This window comes from Pontibacter rufus, assembly GCF_015694705.1.
Taxonomy (GTDB): domain Bacteria; phylum Bacteroidota; class Bacteroidia; order Cytophagales; family Hymenobacteraceae; genus Pontibacter; species Pontibacter rufus.
On the sequence record NZ_JADQDR010000003.1, the window covers coordinates 293,565 to 316,761 of the forward strand.

The following is a 23,197-nucleotide window of genomic DNA, read 5'->3' on the forward strand; positions in this document are numbered from 1 at the left end:
GCAGTTCCGGAAGAATATCTCTGAGCAAAACAGATTTTAAAATTATAAACCCAAAACTATGAAGATCGTGAAATTTTACGCCACCACTGTTGCCGTTTTTGTGATGTCGCTGCTGCTGGCAAGTGTACCTCTGATGGCGCAGCAGCTACGCGGCAATGGCAACATCAAAACGGAAAGCAGGAATGCATCAGGCTTTGATGGCATTAAGGTGAGTGGCGGTTTTGAGGTGGAAATAACGCAGGGCAGTAAGGAGGGCGTAAAGTTGGAAGCAGAGGAAAACCTGCTGGACAATATCAAAACAGAGGTGCGGAACGGCGTGCTGCACATCTATAATGACAAAAGCCTGAGCACCAACAAAGGTATGAAAGCCTATATTACGGTAAAAGAACTGCGCAGTGTTGACATTAGCGGGGGCGTAAAAGTAACGGGCAACTCAACGTTTAAAGCAGATAAGTTTGATTTGGATATGAGCGGCGGTTCTAATGTAAAACTGGCCCTCAATACAAAGCAACTTACAGCCGATATGAGCGGCGCCAGCAAAGTAGAGTTAAGCGGCCGGGCCGATGAGGTAAACATGGATATGTCGGGCGCTTCTAAAGTTGAGGCTGCTGATTTAGTGGCAAACCATGTGAAGATAGGAGCCAGCGGCGCCAGCAAAGTGAAAGTATACGCCAAAGATGCCCTCGATATTAATGCTTCAGGTGCATCGGCCGTGTACTATAAAGGTAGCCCTGCGGTTAATACCAATGTATCGGCAGCAGCCAGGGTTTCTAAGCTGTAAGCGTAAATATACTTATCCGTAAAACCAAAAAGCAACCCTGTGCAGGGTTGCTTTTTTACGTTATAGCGCCGGCCTCATCTTTTCGGAGTGGCTGCGCGTATAGGTAAACAGTTATACATCAACTATAAAAACCTACTTTAACTATGAGTGAAGCGAAGAAAACAACCAATCATAAAGAGATTCAGCAGTGGGCCGAGGAGCACGGCGGTGTGCCCGCTATTATCAAAGGTACTGAGAACGATGGCAAAGGCGAGGGAGTGTTGCGCATCCACTTTCCGGAAAAAAGCAAAGACAATGACAACTTTGAGGAAATCAGCTGGGATGAGTTCTTTAAAGAATTTGACAAAAACAAACTGGCGCTGCTTCACCAGCCCGACAGCGCTTTTAACAAGCTGGTGAGCAGGGATTAATATTTGAAGGAAGGAGTTCCTGGCAAAAGACTTTTGCATCAACTTTGCTGTTTATGTATTATGGCAAACAGCATAGAAGTATAAAACCGAGGCCCGGTACTACATAGTACCGGGCCTCGGTTTTATACTTCTATATACTTTAAACTATCAGCCGGAAACAAAGTTCCCGTGCGCATCTATACTTCTGCATGTAGCACAAAAACTTTGGCAAAGTACTAACGCACCGGCAGGGGCAATACCGGCAGGCTGGCATGGCTCTCCTTATCCACTGACTGCACGCCGAAGAAATAGTTGTCTTTGGAGTAAGGCAATGTAGCTTTGGTATCGGTTACATAAAACTTTTGCTCCCAGGTAGGGCTGCTGGTTTTACGCATCAGTATATAGTAACCGGCTGGTTTCTGGCCTTTGGCCGGGGCTTCCCATTTCAGATCTGTTTTGTTGGTCAGGTTCGAGGTAATCACGCCCACTTTTTCCGGAGCATAAGGCGCCCAGGCCAGGCTGGCCATGGTGGCCAGGTTTACGCCCGTATTTTTGCGCAGGTACTCAAAGTCCATAAACTCAACTAAATCGCCATATTGCGTGCCGTTCTCTGTGCGCAGGTCCTGGTGCTGGTGGTTAAAGTCCTCGTTCATTTCGCTCATACGCACTGCTGTAAAGCCCAGTCTGTTAAAAGGCGTGTGATCGCCGCCACGCAAAAACCGGTCGGCGCGGTATTCGAGCACCACGTCTATCTGGTCTACATACTTTTCGCCGGCCATTTCCATGTAGCGGGCCAGGTTACGGCTGGGGCTGTCGTTGTCGGAGCCCAGCGTTCTGCGCAGGCGTGCCTGTTCTTCGGTTTCATTGGCAGGCGTACCCTCACTAAACACCCGTACGCGGGTGTTGTCGTGCAGGCCGGTTTCGGTGGAGAAAGAGTTGCCTACGATGTCGTTGTTGAGCATCGCCACCAGGTTCCAGTTCTCTTTTTTGGCGCGCTCGGCTAAGTGAGTAGAGCCGTATAAGCCCTGTTCCTCACCCTGCACGGCTACAAAAATAATTGTAGCCGGAAACTTACGCGAAGCCATCACCCGCGCCATTTCCATTACAATCGCTACACCCGATGCATCGTCATTGGCGCCCGGCGCTTTGCTTTTGGCGTCCATTACATCCGAAACGCGGGAGTCGAGGTGCCCGCTCACAATAAACACACGGTCGTCGGTAGGGTCGGTTCCTTTCAGAACAGCCATTACGTTGGCCATTTCCACGTCCTGCGGTACACGGCGGCCGTCTGCTTTTATAATAAAGCGATCCATTTCCACAGCCATGCGGCCACCTGAGGCCTGGGCATACTTCTCAAATTCTGATTTTACCCATTCGCGGGCTGCACCGATGCCTTCTTTCTTGCTGGTAGTGGTGCTCAACGTATGGCGGGTGCCAAAGCTGACCATTTTGCGCACATCTTCTTCCAGTTTTTTAGCCGAAATCTCATTTACCATTTTCTTGATTTCATCGTCGAGGCGTACAGGCTCCTGCGCCATACTTCGGGTGCTGGTGCTAAAGTATAAACCTGCCAGCAGGAGTAACGCCGGCAGCCGGGTGAGAGTAGTCTTGAAAGTCATATGTTGATTTAAAGTGTAAGTCTGAATTTTAAAGATACAAAGCAGATTTCAGAAATCATTGTTCAGACATAAGTGTAAGCAAAAAACACAGCCGGAATTGTACCCACCGGAAAGATTACGCCGGGCCATTTGTTATTCCTCCCTTTGAAGGGATCACAGCCTGGCAGTTGCTATTCCCTGAACTAGCTTTTGGGAGAAGCGTGAAATACCTAAAATGCTATTTTACAACGCTCCTGCTGCAGCAAATGCAGTTCTTTGTCTACCTCAAGTATGGTTTTGGAGTTGGCCAGTTCTGTCTGGTAGCGGCGGGAAAGCTCACGGCGTTTGATGGCTTCCAAAAACCGGCGGCCATCTTCACGGCTCTCCAGCAGAAGACCGGGAACCTGAGCGGGTTTGTCATCATCGCCTTTGGCCACCATCGTAAAGTACGAGGTATTGGTATGCTTCACCACACCTGTTTTCACGTTTTCGGCTACTACCCGGATACCGACCATCAGCGAGGTGTTGCCCACATAGTTCACGGAAGCCTTCAACGACACCAGTTCACCTACTTCCACGGGCTGTAAAAAGTTAACGCCTTCCACCGTTACAGTCACGCAATAATTGCCGGCATGTTTGGCAGCGCAGGCGTAAGCTACTTTGTCCATCAGCGAGAGCAGGATGCCACCATGTATTTTGCCACCGAAATTGGCGTAGCTCGGTATCATCAGTTCAGTCAGAACAGTTTGAGAGTAAGAAACAGGGCGAAAAGCGGGAGTAGTCATCAGGAGAAAGGATGGTTATCTGCAACTATACGGCGACGCATGGTTTGCGGCGCAGCTACAAGTCTATAAAAATACCACGTCTACAACAGTTCCTTCGCCTGCTTCGCGGTTGAGCAGCTCGAGCACCTTGCTTTTCGACATGTTTAGCTCGTGTTTGAGCGGAGCGGAGGTAAGGCGCACAAACAGTTTGTGATCGCGGAAGTATAGCTCCTGCGTTTTCAGGGCGATGGGTTTGCCCATGATGCGCTCCCAGCTCTGCACAATGTTTATTTCGCTCAGCTTGCCATCCAGCCGGTAGGCCTTCATCAGCGCCTTCAGACTTTCGCCAATCGGCTGTATGTCGGCTCTGCGCCTGTCAATCTCCTCTTTCTTTTTATAGTAGCGCACGTGTTGGAATTTTGAATGGGTGAATAGATATCAGACCTTATCCCAAAGGGACATGAGCATTTCGCCTCTTTCTATCGGATCTGGCACATCAATTTCTACCAGCAAATCAATGTCACTTGTTTCTTTATCAAACCGGTCTGTAACAGAAGAACCAAAGGCATACAGATATCTTACCTGATGGCTTCTGCAAAGCTTCCAAAAGCCTTCTAATTCAATCTTTATTTCTTCCCATAAGGTTATTAAGGCTAAAGATAGGGAGAAAATCTGGTTTGGCTTATGATACGTAAGCTATACTTCTGCAACAGCCGTACCTGTTATAAAACTCCAACGGCAGATTTCCTGAACCGCAAAGATATGGCAGAAAATAACAATACTATCTGGACCTTTGGGCACTCCACCCGAAGCCCGGAGGAATTTGTAGCAGCATTGAAATCATTCCGGATAGAAGTGCTGGTGGATGTGCGGCGTTACCCTGGCTCTAAAAAATACCCGCACTTTAACGTATCCGCGCTGGAAGTATACTTATCCGAAGCAGGCATCGGCTACATGCCCGAAGTAGCGCTGGGCGGCCGCAGGAAACCAAAACCTGACTCAAAAAACACAGTATGGAAGAGCGAGTCCTTCAGGGGGTATGCTGATTACGCTGAAACAGAAGCATTTGCGCAGGCTATAACCAGGCTGACAGAAGTAGCGCAGCTAAAACGAACCGCCTATATGTGTTCGGAAGCTGTATGGTGGCGGTGCCATCGTGCCATTATCTCGGATTACCTCAAAGCCAGAGGATGGACCGTAATGCACATCATGAAGGAAGATGTGGCGCAGGAACATCCCTATACATCGGCATTTCTGGAAACACACCAGGTGTAAGTATAACCGCCGCAAACGGCTTCGAAACTGTACCGGCAAGTATAAAATCTACACTCAGGGCAGAAGTATAAAGTAACCATTCAACAACTACCCAATTACCTTCACGGTACCTTCCTTTACTTCAAATCTACGGATACTCTCCGAGAGGCCTTCCAAAATCTTGTCGGTGCGCTCCAGGTGTGTGTCCGTCAGGAAGATCTGACCGAAGGTATGAGCGGCCACCATCTCCATCAGTTGCGTGATGCGTTTTTCGTCGAGGCGGTCGAAGATATCGTCGAGCAGGAGCAGGGGCTTGTGGTGGTGTTTGGCGGCCATTACCTCAAAATGCGCCAGCTTCAGGGCAATTACGTAGCTTTTCTGCTGCCCCTGCGAGCCAAAGGTCTTCACGGGGTTGCCATCCATCAGAAACACGAAATCATCTTTGTGTGGTCCCACCGTGGTGCGCTGCAAGGCCAAATCCTTGCGCTCGGCCTGGTGCAGCAGTTGCGCAAAGTCGGCGCCGGGCAAGTGGCTTTTATAGGTAAGCGTTACTTCCTCGCTGCTGCCGGAGATGTGGCGGTAATGCTTCTGGAAAATCGGCACGAATTCCGCCAGAAACTTTTCGCGCGCCTCTGCCAACTGCTCGCCAAAAGGCACCAGCTGCTCGTTCAGGATATGCAGGTAATCGCGGTCGTAGTAGTGGCGGTCGGCAAATTGCTTTAATAGGGAGTTGCGCTGCTTCAGCACATAATTATATTGTATAAGCTGCTCCAGGTATACGTGGTTGAGCTGCGAGATAAGGCTGTCGAAATATTTGCGGCGCTCCTCGCTGCCCTCGCGAATCAAATCAGTATCGTAAGGCGAGATAAGTACAACCGGAAAGCGCCCGATGTGCTCGCTCATCTTATCATAAAGTGCTTTGTTGTGGGTAATTGTCTTTTTCTGGCCCTGCTTCAGGCTAACCTGCACGGTATGTTTTTCGCCCTCTACGAGAAAACGGCCTTTCACCATAAAAAAATCGGCGTCCTGTTTTATACTTTGTGCGTCGGTGCCCGGAAAGGCGCTCTTGGTCATGGAAAGGTAATAAATAGCGTCCAGCAGGTTGGTTTTGCCGCTGCCGTTGTCGCCGATAAAGCAGTTGATATGCTCTGAAAAGCTGACAGCAGCTTCTTCATAATTCTTGAAAAACAGCAAACTTAGATTTTCGAGGAGCATTCGTTTCTACTTTGATATCTTTTTCCTTAATTTCGCATGCTCAACCGTGCGGACTATGGCGGCCACATTACAGGGGCTTACAATGCCGGGCTGCTAACGGATAACTATAAAAGACATTACCATGGCTGATACGAAAGATAAGGCAAAAAAAGTGGCGCCGGCAAAAGCAAAGGTACAGGCTAAGCCCACGTTTTCAAAAGAAACCTACATGTGGTGGTATGAGAACATGAAACTCATGCGCCGCTTCGAGGAAAAAGCAGGCCAGCTGTATGGCCAGCAGAAAATAAAAGGCTTCTGCCACCTGTACATTGGCCAGGAAGCCTGCGTGGCGGGCGCTGTTACAGCGCTTACCAAAGACGATAAATGGATTACGGCTTATCGCGACCACGCACATCCGCTGGCGCTGGGTACTGATCCGGGCGCTATTATGGCCGAGTTGTTTGCCAAAGCTACCGGTTGCTCCAAAGGCAAGGGCGGCTCTATGCACATGTTCGATAAAGAAGTGAACTTTATGGGCGGCCACGGCATTGTAGGCGCGCAGGTGCCGCTGGGCGCAGGCATTGCATTTGCCGAGAAGTATAACAAAACCGGCAACCTGTGCATTTGCTATATGGGCGACGGCGCCGTGCGCCAGGGAGCTTTCCACGAAGCCCTGAACATGGCTATGACCTGGAAGCTGCCCGTAATATTTGTGATTGAAAATAACGGTTACGCCATGGGTACATCCGTGGAGCGTACATCTAACGTGCAGCAGCTCTATACTTTGGGCGAAAGCTACGATATGCCATCTTTCCCGGTAGAGGCCATGTCGGTAGAAAACGTGCATGAGGCTGTAGCCGAAGCGGCTGCGCGTGCGCGTGCCGGCGAGGGCCCAACCCTGCTCGAGTTCCGAACTTACCGCTACAAAGGCCACTCCATGTCGGACCCGGCCAAGTACAGAACCAAGGAAGAACTGGAAGATTACAAAAGCCGCGACTCGATAGAAGCCGTGAAAGCGACCATCCTGCTGAACAAATGGGCTACGGAAGAGGAGCTGGAGCAGATAGACGAACAGGCAAAACAAAAAGTGGCCGAGGCGGTAAAATTTGCCGAAGAATCGCCTTACCCGGACCCATCGGAGTTATATACCGATATTTATGCGGAGAGTGACTATCCATATATCATGGATTAAACCATATTTTATTACAGTCAGGAATTAAAAATTATAAATTTGGTGTTCAGAATTTATAAGTATTGATTCTAATCACTTTTAATTTCTAATTTTGAGATTCTAATTTATTTGTACTAATGGCTAAAGAAACAGTTAAGAAGCACCGCGATTTTGAGGAGCTGGTAGAAAACCCGGATGCACTGGCAGATCGCTTTGCGAGCTCCGAGGATTTTGTGAAGAGAAACAAATCGATGCTGCTCGGTATATTTGCCCTGGTTGCTGCTGTGATAGTAGGAGGCTTTTTATACTTTAATTACCGCCGTACCCAAAATGCGGAAGCACAGCGCGCCATGTTTCCGGCCGTATATTATTTTGAGGCAGACTCGCTGAACCGTGCTTTAAACGGCGACGGCCAGTACGATGGCCTCCTGGCTATATCAGAGGAGTATGGCGGAACAAAAGCGGGCAACTTAGCTGACTTTTATGCCGGCGTAGCTTTGCTCAAAGAAGGTAAGTTTGCTGAAGCCGTTGAGCATCTGAAGGATTTTGAATCGGACGATTACCTGATGCAGGCCCGTGCTTACAGCCTGACAGGCGACGCGCTGCTGGAGCAGGGCAAAAACAAGGAAGCTGCTGATATGTACCTCAAAGCCGCCAACGAAAAGCCTAATCCATACTTCTCGCCACAGTATTTAATGAAGGCCGGCATTGCTTACGAGGCAGACAACAACTACAAAGCTGCTGCTGAAGCCTACGATAAGATTATTACGGACTATGTAGCTTCTGCCGAAGTAAACGACGCCAAGAAGTATAAAGCCCGCGCTGAGATGCTGGCTGGCGGTACCACCAAAGAGTAAGTATAAACGGCTTGAGCCGAAGTATAAAAGAAGCGCTTTTGTCTTTCGTAAAGGCAAAAGCGCTTCTTGCTTTGTAGAAAGCCGCTTTTTTATACTCCCGGAAAGTGTATTCCTTTGCTCCTTAGATTTGCAATACATGGAAGAGCAGTTTACAAATCCGATAAACGAATAACCAAAACGAACTATGGCGACAGCGCTAAAAAACCTGAACGATTATCAGAAAGAAAACTTTACCGACATCTCTGATAAAACCTTTGGCATTGTAGTGGCCGACTGGCACAACGACATTACGGATGTGCTTTGCACAGGTGCCATTGATACACTGCTAAAGCATGGCGCCAAGAAAGAAAATATCTTCCGCAACACTGTACCTGGTAGCTTCGAGCTAACGCTGGGCGCACAATTTCTGGCGCAGCAGGAGGGCATAGATGCCGTAATTTGTATTGGCGTGGTGATAAAAGGCGATACCAAGCACGACGATTATATCAACCACGCGGTGGCAAACGGTTTAACTACTGTTTCGCTCAAGTATAACAAACCTGTGTCGTTTGGCCTGGTAACTACCAATAACTTAGAGCAGGCCCTGGACAGAGCCGGCGGCAAGCACGGCAACAAAGGCGTGGAAGCCGCCGCCGCCGCCATCCACATGCTGAGTTTCTAGACTAGGATTTTTAGGATTTCGGGATTACTAGGATTTATAAAGTATGATTTCAGGAAACACTGTAGAGTAGGCAAGACGCAAAATATTGCGTCTCTACTTATAGTCATCCTATTCATTCTGAAATCCCAAAATCCTAGTCTAGAAACTATATCCCACTGTTATACCCGGCCGCACCCGGAAGCCACTGCCCAGCAGGTTCAGAAAACCAGTATCGAAATCGTCTTCTGTACCTGTATTTATCTTCAGGCTGCCGCCGTTAAAGCCAGCTCCTAAAAAAATGTCTAAAGTCAGGCCGCTGTTAAAAATCCATTGGTTACCTGCCGCTACGCCGGCTCCGACGGGCGTGTAGGAGGCTTTATACTCCTTCCCGGTATCTTTGTCTTTTCCGGTCAGTTCATAGTTCAGGATCCGGCCATAACCGGCAACGTACAAGCCCATCGGAGCTGGTTTGTAATCCGACAGGTAATAACGGACCTCAGGTGTAAAGCCATAACCGCTAAACCTGACGCCTGATACCGACGCGCCCGTGATGTAAGCGCCAAACTGCCCGCTGACATGCGGGCCGAAAGCATGTTCTATAAAGCCTGAACCCGTTGCTACAAAGGGGCTGAGCACATTTATTTTGAGCACTGTTTTGCCGGGCGCCTGTGCCTGCGCAACTGTTTTGGATAAAGGAGCAGCAGCTAAGGCAAAGGCTGCGGCCAATAATAGGATAATTCTTTTCATGTGCTTGTTTGCAGTTTTTAAGAGAAGCGAATTCATGCTTCTATAGCTTAAGATGCAAGCTAACAACATCTGTTCCAGATTTACAAGCATTTAGCAAATAGCGGCACAGCCATGGTTAGCCGAAAATCAGGCAGAAAAAAAGTTAAATTAGATGCAAGGCATAGTAAAGTATGGATATATCTGTTATTTTTGCACGAAATTTAGCCAAAATACTACTTCTGAAGTATAGATCTGGCTGCCTGTAAACTCAAACTAAACTAAAAAGCGTTTGCTGCTGTTATGCCGCAAAGAACAGAGCGCAACTTTTGTTTGATTTGCCCAAAGTGTAGGATAGTTGATAGCTTTAATATAGTTCTTTAACACAACCGAATGAATACGAACGAAGGAAACCAGCGTTACTCCAGAGAGGAGCTAAACGAGTTTGAGAAAATTATACTTGAGAAGCTGACTAACGCCCGCAAAGAAGTAGCTTTTATCAAGGACACGCTGAGCCGCAAAAACGACTCTGGTACAGATAACACGGCCTCGCCTACCAAAGTGCTGGAAGATGGCGCAGATACTGCTGAAAAGGAAAACCTCAACCAGCTGGCTTCGCGCCAGATGAAGTTTATCCAGCAGTTGGAGAACGCCCTTATCCGCATCAAAAACGGCACGTATGGCGTTTGCATTGTTACCGGCAAGCTTATCCCGAAAGAGCGCTTACGCGCTGTGCCGCACACGCAGCATACCATTGAAGCCAAGCTTCAGCGCAACGACTAACACATTTATACCTTGAATATTCTGCAAAGTCATATCCAGGCGCTTGTTTTTTGCGCCCAGTCGTCTGTCAGCATCGAGGACATCCAGCGCTGCCTGCAGGAGGCGCTGGGGCTGGAAGAGGTGCTGGTGAGCGATGTGCTGGAGGCGATAGAAGGTATAAATGAACAATTGCTGGAGGCAGATTTTGCCTTTCAGATTTATGCGATTGGCGGCGGCTACCAGTTCCTGACCAAACCCGAGTATCAGGATACCGTGAGCACGTTCCTCAAACAGAAATCAAAGAAAAAGCTGTCAGCATCTTCGTTGGAGACGCTGGCCATTATCGCGTACAAGCAGCCCATTACCAGATCGGCGGTAGAGCAGATCAGGGGCGTGGGCTGCGACTATGCCATCCATAAATTGCTGGAAAAAGAGCTTATCGAGATCAAAGGCAAAGCCGAAACCATCGGGCGGCCTGTGCTGTACGGCACGTCTCAGAAGTTTATGGACTACTTCGGCATCAACCACATCAAAGACCTGCCACAGCTAAAAGACTTCGCCACCGAAGAAAACATCATTGGGGAAGTGGCCGATTAGCCAGCCCGGCTTTAATCAGCAAAGTATAAATCATTACAATTTCATAGTGCTGCACACCAGGGTACAGTAGCGATACTGCATCGATAATTAATATAATATGGCAAGAGACAACGAAAGACCTGCGCGCGGCAACGCCGGCGAAGGCAGAAGAGGCGCTGACAGGAATAATTCCGGCAGGCCAAATAACGATCGCGACGGTAAAAAGATATTTAACAGAAGAGACAAGCCTGAAAGAAGCGAAGGCGGTGAACGCCGCTCTTTCAATCCTGACAGAAGAGATAACGACAGAAGAGAAGGTAGTGAACGCCGTTCTTTTGGCGGAGATCGCCGGGAAGGTAGCGCAGGAAAGCCGTTCGGCGCGGACAGAAGAAACGATAGAGACGGCGACAGGCGCACCTTTAGTAGTGACCGTCCGAGACGTGATGATGGCGACAGAAAGCCATTTGGCGCCAGCCGGAACGAAGGGACAAACCGTCGCCAGTCCGGTGACAGAAAGGAGCAGAGTGAACGCCGCGAAAACAGCGGAATAAAGTCCTTCAGCCTCAAGAGAAGAGACGATCGCACCGGCGGTGATAACCGTGAAGGCGGCGAGCGTCGCTCTTATGGAGATAAACGCGAAGACAGAAACAACTACAGCGGTAAAAGAGAAGGCGGTGAGCGCCGCCCTTATGGCGATAGACGCGAAGGCGGAGACAGAAAAGAAAACAGCGACCGCCGCTCTTTTAGTCCTGACAGGCGTGAGGGAGGAGAACGCCGTTCTTTTGATGCAGATAGCAGAAATAGCAGCCGGGCCGGTGAGGGCCGCCCTTACAAAGGCCGCGACAGCAGGCCCGCTTATGGCGAGAAACGCAGCTTTGGCGATAAAAAACCTTACCGGGCAGAAGGCAGCGGCCGGCCAGAAGGCAATGACCGCAGCAGGGGCCGTGCTGATGAGCGTGACAGCGCACCTGCAACGCCGGACTATAACCTGAACCGCTACAAGAACAACACACGCATTAAGAAATCCAACATTAAGGAAGAAGATGACGGCACGATTCGCCTGAACCGCTATATTGCCAATGCGGGTATCTGCTCGCGCCGTGAGGCTGATTTGCTGATTGAGGCCGGTGAGATAAAGGTAAACGGCCAGGTAGTAACAGAGATGGGCTTTAAAGTACAGCCGGCTGACACCATACAGTATGGCAAAAAAATACTGAACCGCGAGAAGCTGGTATACGTGATGCTAAACAAGCCGAAAGATTTCCTGACAACGACGGATGATCCGGAAGGACGGAAAACAGTGATGAGCCTGGTGGCCAGCGCCTCTTCGGAGCGTATTTTTCCGGTAGGCCGCCTGGACCGTAACACCACCGGCCTGCTGCTGTTTACCAACGACGGCGAACTGGCTCAGAAGCTGACGCACCCCTCTAACAATGTGAAGAAAATCTACCAGGTAGAGCTGGACAAACCTATTACCAGAGAAGATTTTCTGAAAGTGGCTGAGGGCGTGGAACTGGAAGACGGCAAAGCGGACGTAGACGACGTGGCGTTGCTGGGCGACACAGGCAAGTTTGTAGGGTTAGAAATTCATATTGGCCGCAACCGCATTGTGCGCCGTATTTTTGAGCACCTGGGCTATGATGTGGTCAGCCTGGATCGCGTGCAGTATGCCGGCCTGACCAAAAAAGATCTGCCGCGTAGCAACTGGCGCTACTTAACCGAAAAAGAAGTTGTCCGCCTGAAGTTCTTTATGTAAAAAATGCGGAGCATCGCTATCGACATAGGCAACACGGGCACCAAGTATGGCCTTTTTGAGGGGGATGCGCTGGTACAGCAGGGTTATTTTCCTGATAAAAACCAGTTGCCGGAGGCACTGCAAAGCCAGACTTTCGATAACGCCATTGTTGCTTCGGTAGCCGAAAACCCGCACACTATTTTGCAGGGGCTGTCTGTTTCCGGTAAGCTCGTGCAGCTGGCGGCGCAGACAGCCCTGCCTGTTGGCAACCTGTATAAAACGCCGCAAACGCTGGGAGCCGACAGGAAAGCCGCCGCCGCAGGCGCCGCATACTTTTTCCCGGGCCGCAACTGCCTCGTACTGGACGCAGGCACCTGCATTACGCACGATTTTATTGATAGCGAGGGCAACTACCATGGCGGCGGTATCTCGCCGGGGCTGAACATGAAATTCAAAGCCCTGCATACTTTTACGGAGCGCCTGCCGTTAGTACAGCGTATCGAAAACGATTTCACGCTCACCGGGCAAACTACGCAGGAATCTATCTTAAGTGGTGTGCTGGCCGGCTCTGTCTTCGAACTTAACGGCCTGATTGCGGCATACATGCAAAAAGCGCCGCGCCTGGTGGTGATACTTTGTGGCGGCGACGCTGAATTTTTTGAAAGTACGCTAAAAGGACGCATCTTTGCAATTCCTGAACTGGTCTTGATCGGGCTTCACAGAATTTTAGTATATAATGTATAAAACACTCCGAGTACTGATAGGGCTTGCCCTGCTATGTGTGGCGCCAGCCGCACAGGCGCAATATATTGGCAACACTCCGTACTCCCGTTATGGTTTGGGAGAAATTAATACCAATCCGGGCAATGCCCGCAACGCAGGTATGGCGGGCGCCGGCATAAGCGCAGCCAACAGTTACCAGGCAAATATTTCGAACCCGGCCCTGCTCTACTACAACAGCATTACGGTGTTCGACATGGGCATCCGCGGACAGGTTAAAACTATCAGCAATGGCGAGCAGACACAGCGCGACGGCAATGCCAACCTGGCTAACTTGTCGCTGGTGGTGCCTATTTCCAAACGCTGGAGCTCGGCCTTGTCGCTGCGGCCTTACAGCGATGTGTCTTACGAGATAAATGCTGTTATGCCGCTCCAGGCAAATCCGCGTGCGCGCGTGGTGCAGGGATATAAAGGAGAGGGTGGCTTGTCGGAGCTGAGTTTTGGGAATGGTGTTAGAATTGCCAAAGGGCTGACGGTAGGCGCCAGTGCCTCTTACATTTTTGGCACCATCACCAAAGAAGCTTCTTCCCTGATACAGGACGATTCTCTTTCAGGCTTGTCTACAGAGCGTGTGGTGTATAGTGAGCGCACCCGCTACCATGATTTCCTTTTCAAAGGCGGTGTTAACTACCGGCACGAACTGAAAGAAAAGCTTTTCCTGAGCGTAGGCGGTACCTACAGTTTTGAGCGCCAGATGAATGCCAACCGCAGAAACTCTTATGAGCGCAGGACCATTTACGACGGCATCATTGACGAAAACATCATGCCCGACAGTGCAGATGGCAAGGTGCTGGTGCCACAAAGCTGGCAGGCAGGCATAGCGCTGGATAATGGCACCAACATGACCTTGGTAGCCGATTTCTCAACGCAGCAGTGGTCTAAATTCCGTAACTTTGACGGGGAGCAGGAACTGGCAGATAGCTACCGCCTGGCCGTTGGCGGAGAGTTTACACCTGATGCTACCGCTATCGGAAGTTACCTGCAACGTATAACATACCGCGGGGGTTTATACTATGGCAAAACGCCTTATGAGGTAAACGGAACGCAGGTGAAAGACAAAGGCGTAACAGTAGGCTTTACCCTGCCCATCGGCCGCTCTACCATTTATGATTTATACCAGCTAAACGCCGCACTCGGCTACGGGCAGCGCGGCACAACAGCCAACGGCCTGATTGCGGAGCGATACTTTCAGTTTAGCGCCGGCATTACCATCAACAGCCGCTGGTTTATCAAGCGCAGAATAGAATAACAAAATAGCAATAGCAAAAAGTATAAGGGCCGTTCTTGGAGCGGCCTTTTTTGTGGCTTCTGCTAATGGCTAAAAGCAGATATGGAGGAGAAATGAGTATAAAGCTTGCTGCTTATACAGAGAGAAGAAGATGCGTATAGAGCAGTAATAATGTATCTGTCTGCTTCTTGCCTTTAATCAGCGCTTTATTCCTGATATGGAGGCTTGAGTTAGCCTGGCAATGTTATTGAAGTATAAAATGTAAATATGCCTGCGTATAAAGCCATTAGTGAGCTGATTTTGTAATTTTAATCTTTCATCTTTTGCTGTATTTTCTTTGATTCGCTGCAGAAGCATTATTTTATACTTAAAAGCCTTGCCTGACCTACCCAAATATCTGTTTTTATACTTACAACAGCCTATGCGCAAAGCATGGGTTTTCAGCCTTGTGGCCATGTTGGCCTGCCTGAATTTCGGCTGTAACGAGGAGTTAAAAGACCCGGACAAAGTAGAGATTTATAAGGGTCCGCTTGTCGAGAACCACGATATAATTATGCTCTTCAGCGACTCGGCCCGGCTGCAGATAAAGCTGAAAGCGCCGGTGCAGCAGGAATTTGATAATGGCGACGGCGTGTTTCCGAAGGGGCTTTATGTAGAATTTTATGGGGAGCCAGGCCAGATTACCTCCACCCTGAAAGCCAATTATGGCAAAAACGACAAGCGGAAAAACCTGTACATTGCCCGGGGTAATGTAATTGTAGAAAACCTGCAGAAGAAAGAGAAACTGGAAACCGAAGAGCTGTACTGGGACAAGAACAAAGGCAAAATCTACACAGATAAGTTTGTGCGGATTACGACAGCAGAGGAGATTCTGACAGGAGAAGGGTTGCGGGCGAACCAGGATTTTACAAACTGGCGTATACTTAAACCAACAGGCATTATCAACCTGAAAGAAGAATGAACCAAAAATTAGTGAATAGCATTTTACTTTCGCTGGCGTTTGTTGCTGCCGTTATTGGCGCGCACCGAAGTATAACTTACAATGATATTGTAGGCAACTACTGGATTTTTATGGTGGCGCTGGTGCTGTTTATACTTTGGTGGTATCGGCGCAAGAAGTACCGCGCCTGAGCCATTTATTACACATGATAGACCCCAACCATATACTTTTGCTGCTGGTGGCGCTGCTGTTCTCCGCCTTCTTTTCGGGTATAGAACTGGCTTTTATGGCGGCCAACAGAATACAAATTGAGCTGAGCGAAAAAAACGGTGTGCTGTCGGGGCGCATACTGGGCTACCTGTTGCAGCGCCCCGCCCGCCTGATGGGCACCACCCTGATTGGCAACACCCTGGCGCTGGTACTGTATGGCTTTGCCATTGCAAGTGTGCTTAACAAACTCCTGCTGTTATACCTGCCCGAGCCGCTGCAAATAGATATCCTGGTGCTGGCGCTTCAGATCGTGATTGCCTCTATGGTGGTGTTGCTCACAGCCGAATTTCTGCCGCGCAGCCTGTTTGCCATCAACCCTAACCGCATGCTGCAGGTGCTGGCCGTGCCCGTTATTATCTGCTACTACCTGCTCTACCCCGTGGTATACCTGATTGTGAGCCTGAGCAAATGGGTGGCAGAAAGAATCTTTCAGATTGAGTTTTCGGAGGAGAAGCCCGTTTTTGGGTTTACGGATCTCAACGCCTTCATCAAAAACCGCTTGTATTACCCTGAGCAGGAAGATGCCCCGGAAGTAGATCCGCTCATCTTCCACAATGCTTTGGAATTTAAAACCGTGCGGGTGCGCGAGTGTATGGTGCCGCGCACCGAGGTAGAAGCCGTAGAGGTAAGCGACTCGACAGACAAACTGCGGCAGGCTTTTGTGGAGACAGGCCATTCCAAAATACTGGTTTACAAAGACAGCATCGACAACATTATAGGGTATTGCCACCAGCTCGACATGTTTAAGCAGCCGGCAAGTATAAGCGAAATCCTCTCGCCGGTGAGCCTGGTGCCTGAAAGTATGCTGGCCAGTGAGCTGTTTGTACGCTTCGTGTCGGAGCACCGCAGCGTGGCAGTAGTGGTGGATGAATTTGGCGGGACATCTGGCATAGTTACTGTAGAAGATGTAATAGAAGAAATTTTCGGGGAGATAGAGGACGAGTATGACGTAAACGATGCCCTGCTGGAGCAGGTATGGCCCGAAAAAGGCATTTACCTGTTTTCTGCCCGCATCGAAATTGACTACCTGAACGAGAAGTATGATTTGGAGCTGCCAGAGGGAGATTACGAAACGCTGGGCGGCCTGATACTCTCTGTTTACGGCGAAATACCGCTGCCCGGCGACGAAATAACCGTGGCGGCTTATACCATCACCATCCTCTCGATGGACGAGAACCGCATCAATGCCGTGAAGCTGGTGAAAAACACAGTGGCTCAGGCAGATGCTGATGCATAAACGTAGCTATAAAAATTTTGAATTTTAGCGCGATTAACCTTATTTTGCACAATCCTTTTTATAAGTTAACTACAGAATGGCATTAATTAATAAGATTAGAGAAAAGTCGGGTTGGGCTGTCGGCGCCATTGCCCTGGGGCTTGGTGTATTTATCGTTGGGGGCGACCTGTTAGGAGGCAACTCCAGGCTGATGGGCAACGACGCCAACGTGATAGGCGAGATTGCCGGCGAGAAGGTAGAATACCAGGAGTTTGACGCCATATTCCAGCAGGCAAAAGCAAATTACGAGAACCAGGTAGGCCGCGCCGCCAACGAAGGCGAACTGGCCATGATACGGGAGCAGGCCTGGAACCAGCTTATCTTTAAAATAGCTTTGCAGAAGGAGTATGATCGCCTGGGCATTGAGGTAACAGATGATGAACTGGCCGATATGGTGCAGGGCAACAACATCCACCCGGCCGTTAAGCAGGCTTTCACCAATCCGCAAACCGGCGAGTTTGACCGCACACAGGTAATACAGTACCTGAAAAACCTCGATCAGATGGGCCCGAACGCCCGCCCGATGTGGACGAACTTTGAGCAGGGCATTCTGTCAGATCGTTTGCAGTCCAAGTATGCCAACCTGCTGAGCAACACAGTATACGTGACTACGGCAGAGGCTAAAAACTTCTACAACGCCCAGAATGCTTCCGCCAGCATCAAGGCGCTGTTTGTGCCATACTTCACCGTACCCGACTCTTCGGTAACGGTAACAGATGCGCAGTTGCAGGACTACTACGACAGCCATAAAGACTTATATAAAGTGGAAGAAGGCCGTTCGCTGGAGTATGTTACCATACCGGTGAGCGCTTCTGTTGAAGACAGCACGTACGCCAAAGAGGAAATTGCGCAGCTCACGCAGCAGTTTGCCTCAGCGGACAACGACTCTGCTTTCGTAAACATGAACTCCGACCAGCCTTACGATGGCACTTACCGCACACCGGGGGATTTGCCAGAAGAACTGCGCAAGCAAATGCCGCTGCAGGAGGGCAAAGTATACGGCCCCTACACCAACAACGGCACAATGGCGCTGTATAAAGTAGTTGACGCCCGAGAAGGGGCAAGCACTGTAAAAGCAAGCCACATCCTGATTAAGCCCGAGAACGACACGCCGGAAGCCAAAGCTGCTGCAAAGGCAAAGGCGCAGGACGTGCTGAACCAGATCAAGAACGGTGCTGACTTTGCCCAGATGGCAGCACAGTATGGCACCGATGGCACAGCTGCTATGGGTGGCGATTTAGGCTGGTTTTCAGAAGGCCGCATGGTGCCTGCATTCGAGAAGCCGGTATTTGCTTTCTCCGGAACAGGCCTGCTGCCAAACCTGGTAGAGTCAGAGTTCGGCTATCATATTGTAAAGGTAACAGCGCCTAAAACAAACGAGACCTATAAAATTGCAGCCGTACAGCGCAGCATCGAGCCAAGCGAAGCAACCCGCGATGCTGCTTACGCCATTGCCGATAAGTTATCCGGTACCAGCGGAAGCACAGAGGAATTCAGAAAGAATGTTGCTGAAGACAAGTCGCTGGTAAAAGAAGAAGCCGCCAACATCGGCAAAAACAATGTATTGGTAAACAACCTGAACAATGCCCGCGAACTGGTGCGCTGGGCTTACAGCAAAGATACCGAAATAGGAGATGTATCGCCTGTGTTCGAAATTGATGATCAATTTGTAGTGGCTACGCTTACCGGCAAACGTGAAAAAGGCTATGCTGATGTGGAAGACATCAAGGAAGAACTGACTGCCGCGGTGCGCAACGAAATAAAAGCAAAGCAAATTATTGAGAAGTTAAAAACCGGCAAAGGTACCCTGGAGCAGATTGCCGCCAGCTATGGCCCTGAAGCTATGGTGAAATCAGCTGATAGTGTAACATTTGCTTCCGGCGCTATACCCGGCATCGGCATCGAGCCGGTTGCAGTGGGCAAAGCTTTCGGCCTGAAGCCGGGTGCACAAACTGCTCCTTTCGAGGGTCAGGGCGGCGTGATGATAGTGGAACTGGTAAGCCTGAACAAAGCGCCTGAGATTGACAACCTGGCCAGCGTAAAAGAGCAATTGGTTGCCACACGCGCAACACGGGCTGCAAACGATGCATTTGAGGCGATTAAAGAAAAATCCGATATCAAAGATAACCGCGTGAAGTTCTTTTAACCACATTATCGAATCATCAAAGCAAAAAGCCATTCTGTAAAGAGTGGCTTTTTGCTTTAGTGGCAGAGCAGTCTTGTTTTGAAGCTATATTTTATACCCTAATCTGCACATCATCTTTAGCCATACTATCGTTCTAAGAGAACTATGCTTGTGAAATCATACTATATCTTATTGTTTGCCCTGTTGTTGCTGGCTGCTCCGGCAGCAAAAGCCCAGACACAGGAACTGGAACTGGCTCGCGAGTATTTCAGCCAGGGCGATTATGGCAAAGCGGAGGCACTTTACAGCAAGTTGATAGCAGAGCCGCGCCTGTTTGAAGCGGTGTACCCGGATTACTTGCGCACGCTGCTGGCCCGGCGCAATTACAAGGAGGCTGAAAAGCTGGTAAAGAAAACTATCAAACGCTATCCTGACGTGCCTGGCTACGCGGTGGATCTAGGATTGGTATACCAGGCGGCGGGCGACAAGGTCGGGGCCGAGAAATACTTTAGCAAGCTGCTGGAACAACTGAAGCCTGAAGAAGTAATTGCCGTAGCCAGTGTTTTCATGCAGAATGAGTTGTACGACTATGCCGAGAAAACATACTTGCGTGGCCGTGAGCTTAATAAGAATCCGTTGGAGTATAATCATGCCCTCATAGCACTTTATACTTACCAGCGCAAGAGCGACCGCCTGATACCAGAGGTGCTTAACCTGCTGGCACAGGACGATCAGGAACTGCCTTATGTGCAGAACATGCTGCAAAATACGCTCTCAAAAGAAGAGGATTTTGACGTGCTGGAAAAAGAGTTGCTGGTACGGGTGCAGCAGAATCCTGATAAACTTGCCTTAAACGAGTTGCTGGTCTGGCTATACATCCAGCGCCGTGATTTTTACAGTGCCATGTTGCAGGCCCGTGCTGTAGACAGGCGCACGCACAGCGGCGGCGCAAGGGTAATGGAACTGGGCGCCATCAGCGCTAAAAACGAAGATTATCAGGGCGCTATCGAGGCTTACGAGTACATCATCAAAGAATACCCGGAAGGGCCATATTACCTGATAGCCCGCCAGCGCCTGATTAATGCGCGAGAGGAGCAGGTGCAGCATACTTTCCCGGTGGATTTGCAAAAGGTACGCAGCCTGATTGCCGATTATGAAGCGCTTTTAGCGGAAGTAGGCCGGAACGCCCAAACAGTGGAGGTGCTGCAGCACATGGCCAACCTGTATGCTTTTTACTTGGATGATAAAGACAAAGCTATTGCGCTACTGCAGGAGGCTGTAAACATGCCGCAGGCAAGCCCGGCATTGGTAGCAGAGAGCAAGCTGACCCTCGGCGACATCTACCTGTTGAAAGGAGAGCCCTGGGAAAGCACTTTATTGTATGCTCAGGTCGAAAAAGCTAACGACGATACACCTATCGGGCACGAGGCCAAGCTGCGGAATGCCCGGCTTAGCTATTATAAAGGCGATTTTGAGCTGGCGCAGGCGCACCTGGATATTCTGAAACTGGCGACCAGCCGCGAAATTGCCAACGATGCCATGGACCTGAGCCTGCTCATCACCGACAATACCGGCCTCGACACCTCCACGGCTGCCATGCAGGACTACGCCGCCATTGATTTACTGATCTTCCAGCACAAGCTACCCGAGGCGCAGGCAGCGCTGGATAAGATGCTGCAGCAGTATCCGGGCCATAGCCTCACAGATGAAATATACTTCCAGAAAGCAAAAATCTATGAGCGTGAGGGCAATTTTGAACAGGCTGTAGCGAACCTGCAGAAGATAACGGGCAATCCGCAAAACGATATTCTGAGCGACGATGCCCTCTACAGAATGGCCTACATTTACGAAAGTAACCTGAATGAGCCGGAAAAGGCGAAGGAACTGTACAACCAGTTTCTGGTGAAATACCAGGGAAGCGTATATGCCGCAGAAGCCCGCAAACGCTTCCGCAAGCTGCGCGGCGATAAGGTTAATTAAAGTCTGGCACGGGTTTTATCTGTTTTCTTCAGGATGATCAACAAAGTATAAACATCCTTCCGATCCCCTGCTTAGCTTAGCTGAAGAATATGAAAAGTATAAGTATAAAAAGCAGGAAGAACCCATACATGATAAGGTCCAGGGAATAGTTTTTATACTTTTTGAAAAAGTCTCTGAATCGTTTCACGGGCAAACCTGTTATACGGATGCGAAAGTACGAAATTCAGGGGAAGGGATACAACTGCCGGGTGGCTTTTGCCCCGGAATCCTGTTAAATTAGCTACCTTTGCAGCCAAATTAAGCGGAAGAATGTATATGGACAAGAGGTGGGAATATGCCCGGCAGGCGCCGGCAGAGGCAGTAGAACAATTAGCCCAAAGCCTGAAGATTAGTCCCACGCTTGCCGGTATCATGTGCCAGCGCAGCATCTGCACCTTTGAGGAAGCCAAACATTTTTTCCGCCCCAGCTTAGACGACCTCCACGATCCCTTCCTGATGAAGGACATGGATCGGGCCGTAAACCGCCTGAGCGAAGCCCTGCACCATAAAGAGAAAATACTGGTATACGGCGATTATGATGTGGACGGCACTACCTCTGTGGCGCTCATGTACAGTTTCCTGCGGCAGCACACTTCGGAAGTAGAATTTTACATTCCGGACAGGTATAAAGAGGGCTACGGCGTATCGGTACAGGGCGTAGATTATGCGGCAGAAAACGGTTTTACGCTTATCGTTAGCCTCGACTGTGGCATTAAATCAGCCGATAAAGTAGCTTATGCTTCTGCTAAAGGGATAGACTTTATTATCTGCGATCATCACCTGCCGGACGAAGATGTGCCCCAGGCAGTAGCTGTGCTCGATCCCAAACGCGTCGATTGCCCATACCCTTATAAAGAGCTGTCAGGCTGCGGCGTTGGCTTTAAGCTGATACAGGCCTTCTGCATACAAAATGGCATTGCCCCTGAACAAGTTTATGATCTGCTGGATTTGCTGGTAGTAAGTATAGCTGCTGACATTGTGCCCATCACCGGCGAAAACCGCATACTGGCTTATTATGGCCTGCAACTGCTGAACGGGGCCAAACCCATGCGGCCCGGCCTGGATGCCCTGAAAGAACTGGCAGGCATCAGTGGCGAGATGGATATTACCAGCATTGTGTTTGGTTTCGCACCCCGCATTAATGCGGCCGGACGTATGGGAGATGCCAAAAATGCAGTGCGCATGCTGCTGGCCGAAACCAAGGAAGAAGCCATTAAGGCGGCAGATATCATCAACGAGTCCAACAAAGCACGCCGCGACAAGGACAGCAACATTACCAAAGAGGCGCTGCAGATGATTGAAGAAGATGATTTTCTACGCTCTGCCAACTCAACAGTGCTTTACAAAGAAACCTGGCACAAAGGCGTGATCGGCATTGTGGCCTCCCGCTGCATCGAAAAATACTACCGCCCCACCATCATCCTGACGCACTCCAACGGCAAAGCTTCCGGCTCGGCCCGCTCCGTACACGGCTTTAACGTGCATAGCGCCATCGAGAGCTGTGCTGATTTGCTGGAGCAGTTTGGCGGGCACATGTATGCAGCCGGCCTTACGCTGCCCGTAGAGAATGTGCCAGCCTTCAGAGCGCGCTTTGAGCAGGTAGTAGCCGATACGATTACGGCCGATCAGAAAATTCCGCAGATTGAAATAGACGCGCCCATCAAACTCAGCCAGATTACCCGCAACTTTTACAATATCATTAAGCAGATGGAGCCGTTCGGGCCGGGCAACATGCGGCCGGTGTTTGTATCGGAATGCGTGTATGATACAGGCAACCTGCGCGTAGTAGGCGATTCGCACCTCAAACTGCGCCTGACGCAGGACGGCTTTTATAGTATAGATGCCATCGGCTTCGGCTTGAGCGATTACTACAAAGCTATTTCCAAAGGCATTCCGTTTGATGTGTGTTATACCGTAGAAGAAAATATTTATAAAGGAGTTTCCTCACTGCAGTTGCGCATCAAAGATATCCGGGTGAAGTAAGTATAACCGACATATAACAGCGGCGTTTATACCTGTAAGAAGCATCTTCCATGTATTAAATGCAAAGGCGGTTTTTTGATGGATAAATTCCTTTAAGACGAGGGATAAGTATAGTTCTTAGCGCTATGTCGC

At 49.7% G+C, this 23,197-nt stretch carries 23 protein-coding genes; 17 read left to right on the forward strand and 6 right to left on the reverse strand.

Annotated features, from left to right (window positions below; translation table 11 throughout):
- The first annotated feature begins 58 nt into the window (after positions 1–58).
- On the forward strand, positions 59–781 hold the full coding sequence (locus I2I11_RS07405; RefSeq protein ID WP_196267046.1) for a head GIN domain-containing protein: 723 nt from the start codon (positions 59–61) through the stop codon (positions 779–781).
- A 143-nt stretch (positions 782–924) separates the two neighbouring features.
- Positions 925–1,191, forward strand: a complete 267-nt coding sequence (locus I2I11_RS07410) for a hypothetical protein (protein ID WP_196267047.1) — start codon at positions 925–927, stop codon at positions 1,189–1,191.
- Positions 1,192–1,406: 215 nt separating this feature from the next.
- Here I2I11_RS07410 and I2I11_RS07415 read toward each other — a convergent pair whose 3' ends face one another.
- The 4 genes from I2I11_RS07415 to I2I11_RS21540 all read right to left on the reverse strand — a co-directional run bounded on the left by I2I11_RS07415 (position 1,407) and on the right by I2I11_RS21540 (position 4,204).
- Positions 1,407–2,789 carry a M28 family peptidase gene (locus tag I2I11_RS07415; RefSeq protein ID WP_196267048.1) on the reverse strand — a complete coding sequence of 461 codons (1,383 nt, stop codon included), beginning with the start codon at positions 2,787–2,789 and terminating at the stop codon, positions 1,407–1,409.
- Between the two features lie 209 nt (positions 2,790–2,998).
- Positions 2,999–3,553 carry an acyl-CoA thioesterase gene (locus tag I2I11_RS07420; RefSeq protein ID WP_196267049.1) on the reverse strand — a complete coding sequence of 185 codons (555 nt, stop codon included), beginning with the start codon at positions 3,551–3,553 and terminating at the stop codon, positions 2,999–3,001.
- A 63-nt stretch (positions 3,554–3,616) separates the two neighbouring features.
- Positions 3,617–3,940 (reverse strand): DciA family protein, encoded by a 324-nt coding sequence (locus tag I2I11_RS07425; RefSeq protein WP_196267050.1) that lies wholly within the window; start codon positions 3,938–3,940, stop codon positions 3,617–3,619.
- 30 nt (positions 3,941–3,970) lie between these two features.
- On the reverse strand, positions 3,971–4,204 hold the full coding sequence (locus tag I2I11_RS21540) for a nucleotidyltransferase domain-containing protein (protein ID WP_370582944.1): 234 nt from the start codon (positions 4,202–4,204) through the stop codon (positions 3,971–3,973).
- A gap of 90 nt (positions 4,205–4,294) precedes the next feature.
- On the opposite strand from I2I11_RS21540, the gene I2I11_RS07435 reads away from it, so the two are divergent.
- Positions 4,295–4,807 carry a DUF488 domain-containing protein gene (locus I2I11_RS07435; RefSeq protein WP_196267051.1) on the forward strand — a complete coding sequence of 171 codons (513 nt, stop codon included), beginning with the start codon at positions 4,295–4,297 and terminating at the stop codon, positions 4,805–4,807.
- Between the two features lie 87 nt (positions 4,808–4,894).
- On the opposite strand, the gene recF is transcribed toward I2I11_RS07435, so the two are convergent.
- Positions 4,895–6,001, reverse strand: a complete 1,107-nt coding sequence (recF, locus tag I2I11_RS07440; RefSeq protein ID WP_196267052.1) for a DNA replication/repair protein RecF — start codon at positions 5,999–6,001, stop codon at positions 4,895–4,897.
- Between the two features lie 121 nt (positions 6,002–6,122).
- On the opposite strand from recF, the gene pdhA reads away from it, so the two are divergent.
- From pdhA to ribH, 3 genes are all read left to right on the forward strand, one after another.
- Positions 6,123–7,172, forward strand: coding sequence for a pyruvate dehydrogenase (acetyl-transferring) E1 component subunit alpha (pdhA, locus tag I2I11_RS07445; RefSeq protein ID WP_196267053.1), 1,050 nt, complete (start codon positions 6,123–6,125; stop codon positions 7,170–7,172).
- Between the two features lie 116 nt (positions 7,173–7,288).
- Positions 7,289–8,008: a tetratricopeptide repeat protein gene (locus tag I2I11_RS07450; protein WP_196267054.1), complete on the forward strand. Its 720-nt coding sequence runs from the start codon at positions 7,289–7,291 to the stop codon at positions 8,006–8,008.
- A gap of 184 nt (positions 8,009–8,192) precedes the next feature.
- Entirely contained in the window at positions 8,193–8,669 is a 477-nt protein-coding gene (ribH, locus tag I2I11_RS07455) for a 6,7-dimethyl-8-ribityllumazine synthase (RefSeq protein WP_196267055.1), read from the forward strand.
- A gap of 138 nt (positions 8,670–8,807) precedes the next feature.
- Here ribH and I2I11_RS07460 read toward each other — a convergent pair whose 3' ends face one another.
- A complete protein-coding gene (locus I2I11_RS07460; protein ID WP_196267056.1) occupies positions 8,808–9,395 on the reverse strand; it encodes a DUF3575 domain-containing protein in 588 nt (195 codons plus the stop codon).
- Positions 9,396–9,764: 369 nt separating this feature from the next.
- Here I2I11_RS07460 and I2I11_RS07465 point away from each other — a divergent pair, with 369 nt between their 5' ends.
- From I2I11_RS07465 to recJ, 11 genes are all read left to right on the forward strand, one after another.
- Entirely contained in the window at positions 9,765–10,154 is a 390-nt protein-coding gene (locus I2I11_RS07465) for a TraR/DksA family transcriptional regulator (protein ID WP_196267057.1), read from the forward strand.
- 12 nt (positions 10,155–10,166) lie between these two features.
- Entirely contained in the window at positions 10,167–10,730 is a 564-nt protein-coding gene (gene scpB, locus I2I11_RS07470) for an SMC-Scp complex subunit ScpB (protein ID WP_196267058.1), read from the forward strand.
- 97 nt (positions 10,731–10,827) lie between these two features.
- Positions 10,828–12,465: a pseudouridine synthase gene (locus tag I2I11_RS07475; RefSeq protein ID WP_196267059.1), complete on the forward strand. Its 1,638-nt coding sequence runs from the start codon at positions 10,828–10,830 to the stop codon at positions 12,463–12,465.
- Between the two features lie 3 nt (positions 12,466–12,468).
- Entirely contained in the window at positions 12,469–13,188 is a 720-nt protein-coding gene (locus I2I11_RS07480; protein ID WP_196267060.1) for a type III pantothenate kinase, read from the forward strand.
- The gene (bamG, locus tag I2I11_RS07485) at positions 13,181–14,473 is read left to right on the forward strand and encodes a BamG family beta-barrel-assembly machinery protein (RefSeq protein ID WP_196267061.1); all 1,293 of its coding nucleotides are present in this window, start codon (positions 13,181–13,183) and stop codon (positions 14,471–14,473) included. The genes I2I11_RS07480 and bamG overlap by 8 nt, the downstream gene beginning before the upstream one ends.
- 400 nt (positions 14,474–14,873) lie before the next feature.
- On the forward strand, positions 14,874–15,413 hold the full coding sequence (gene lptC / locus I2I11_RS07490) for an LPS export ABC transporter periplasmic protein LptC (protein ID WP_230679959.1): 540 nt from the start codon (positions 14,874–14,876) through the stop codon (positions 15,411–15,413).
- Complete coding sequence (locus I2I11_RS07495; RefSeq protein WP_196267062.1) at positions 15,410–15,583, forward strand: hypothetical protein; 174 nt, start codon at positions 15,410–15,412, stop codon at positions 15,581–15,583. The genes lptC and I2I11_RS07495 overlap by 4 nt, the downstream gene beginning before the upstream one ends.
- 14 nt (positions 15,584–15,597) lie before the next feature.
- Positions 15,598–16,899, forward strand: coding sequence for a hemolysin family protein (locus tag I2I11_RS07500; RefSeq protein WP_196267063.1), 1,302 nt, complete (start codon positions 15,598–15,600; stop codon positions 16,897–16,899).
- A gap of 76 nt (positions 16,900–16,975) precedes the next feature.
- Positions 16,976–19,084 (forward strand): peptidylprolyl isomerase, encoded by a 2,109-nt coding sequence (locus I2I11_RS07505; protein WP_196267064.1) that lies wholly within the window; start codon positions 16,976–16,978, stop codon positions 19,082–19,084.
- Between the two features lie 150 nt (positions 19,085–19,234).
- Positions 19,235–21,043, forward strand: coding sequence for a tetratricopeptide repeat protein (locus I2I11_RS07510; protein ID WP_370582940.1), 1,809 nt, complete (start codon positions 19,235–19,237; stop codon positions 21,041–21,043).
- Between the two features lie 315 nt (positions 21,044–21,358).
- A complete protein-coding gene (recJ, locus tag I2I11_RS07515) occupies positions 21,359–23,065 on the forward strand; it encodes a single-stranded-DNA-specific exonuclease RecJ (RefSeq protein ID WP_196267066.1) in 1,707 nt (568 codons plus the stop codon).
- The last annotated feature ends 132 nt before the right edge of the window (positions 23,066–23,197 follow it).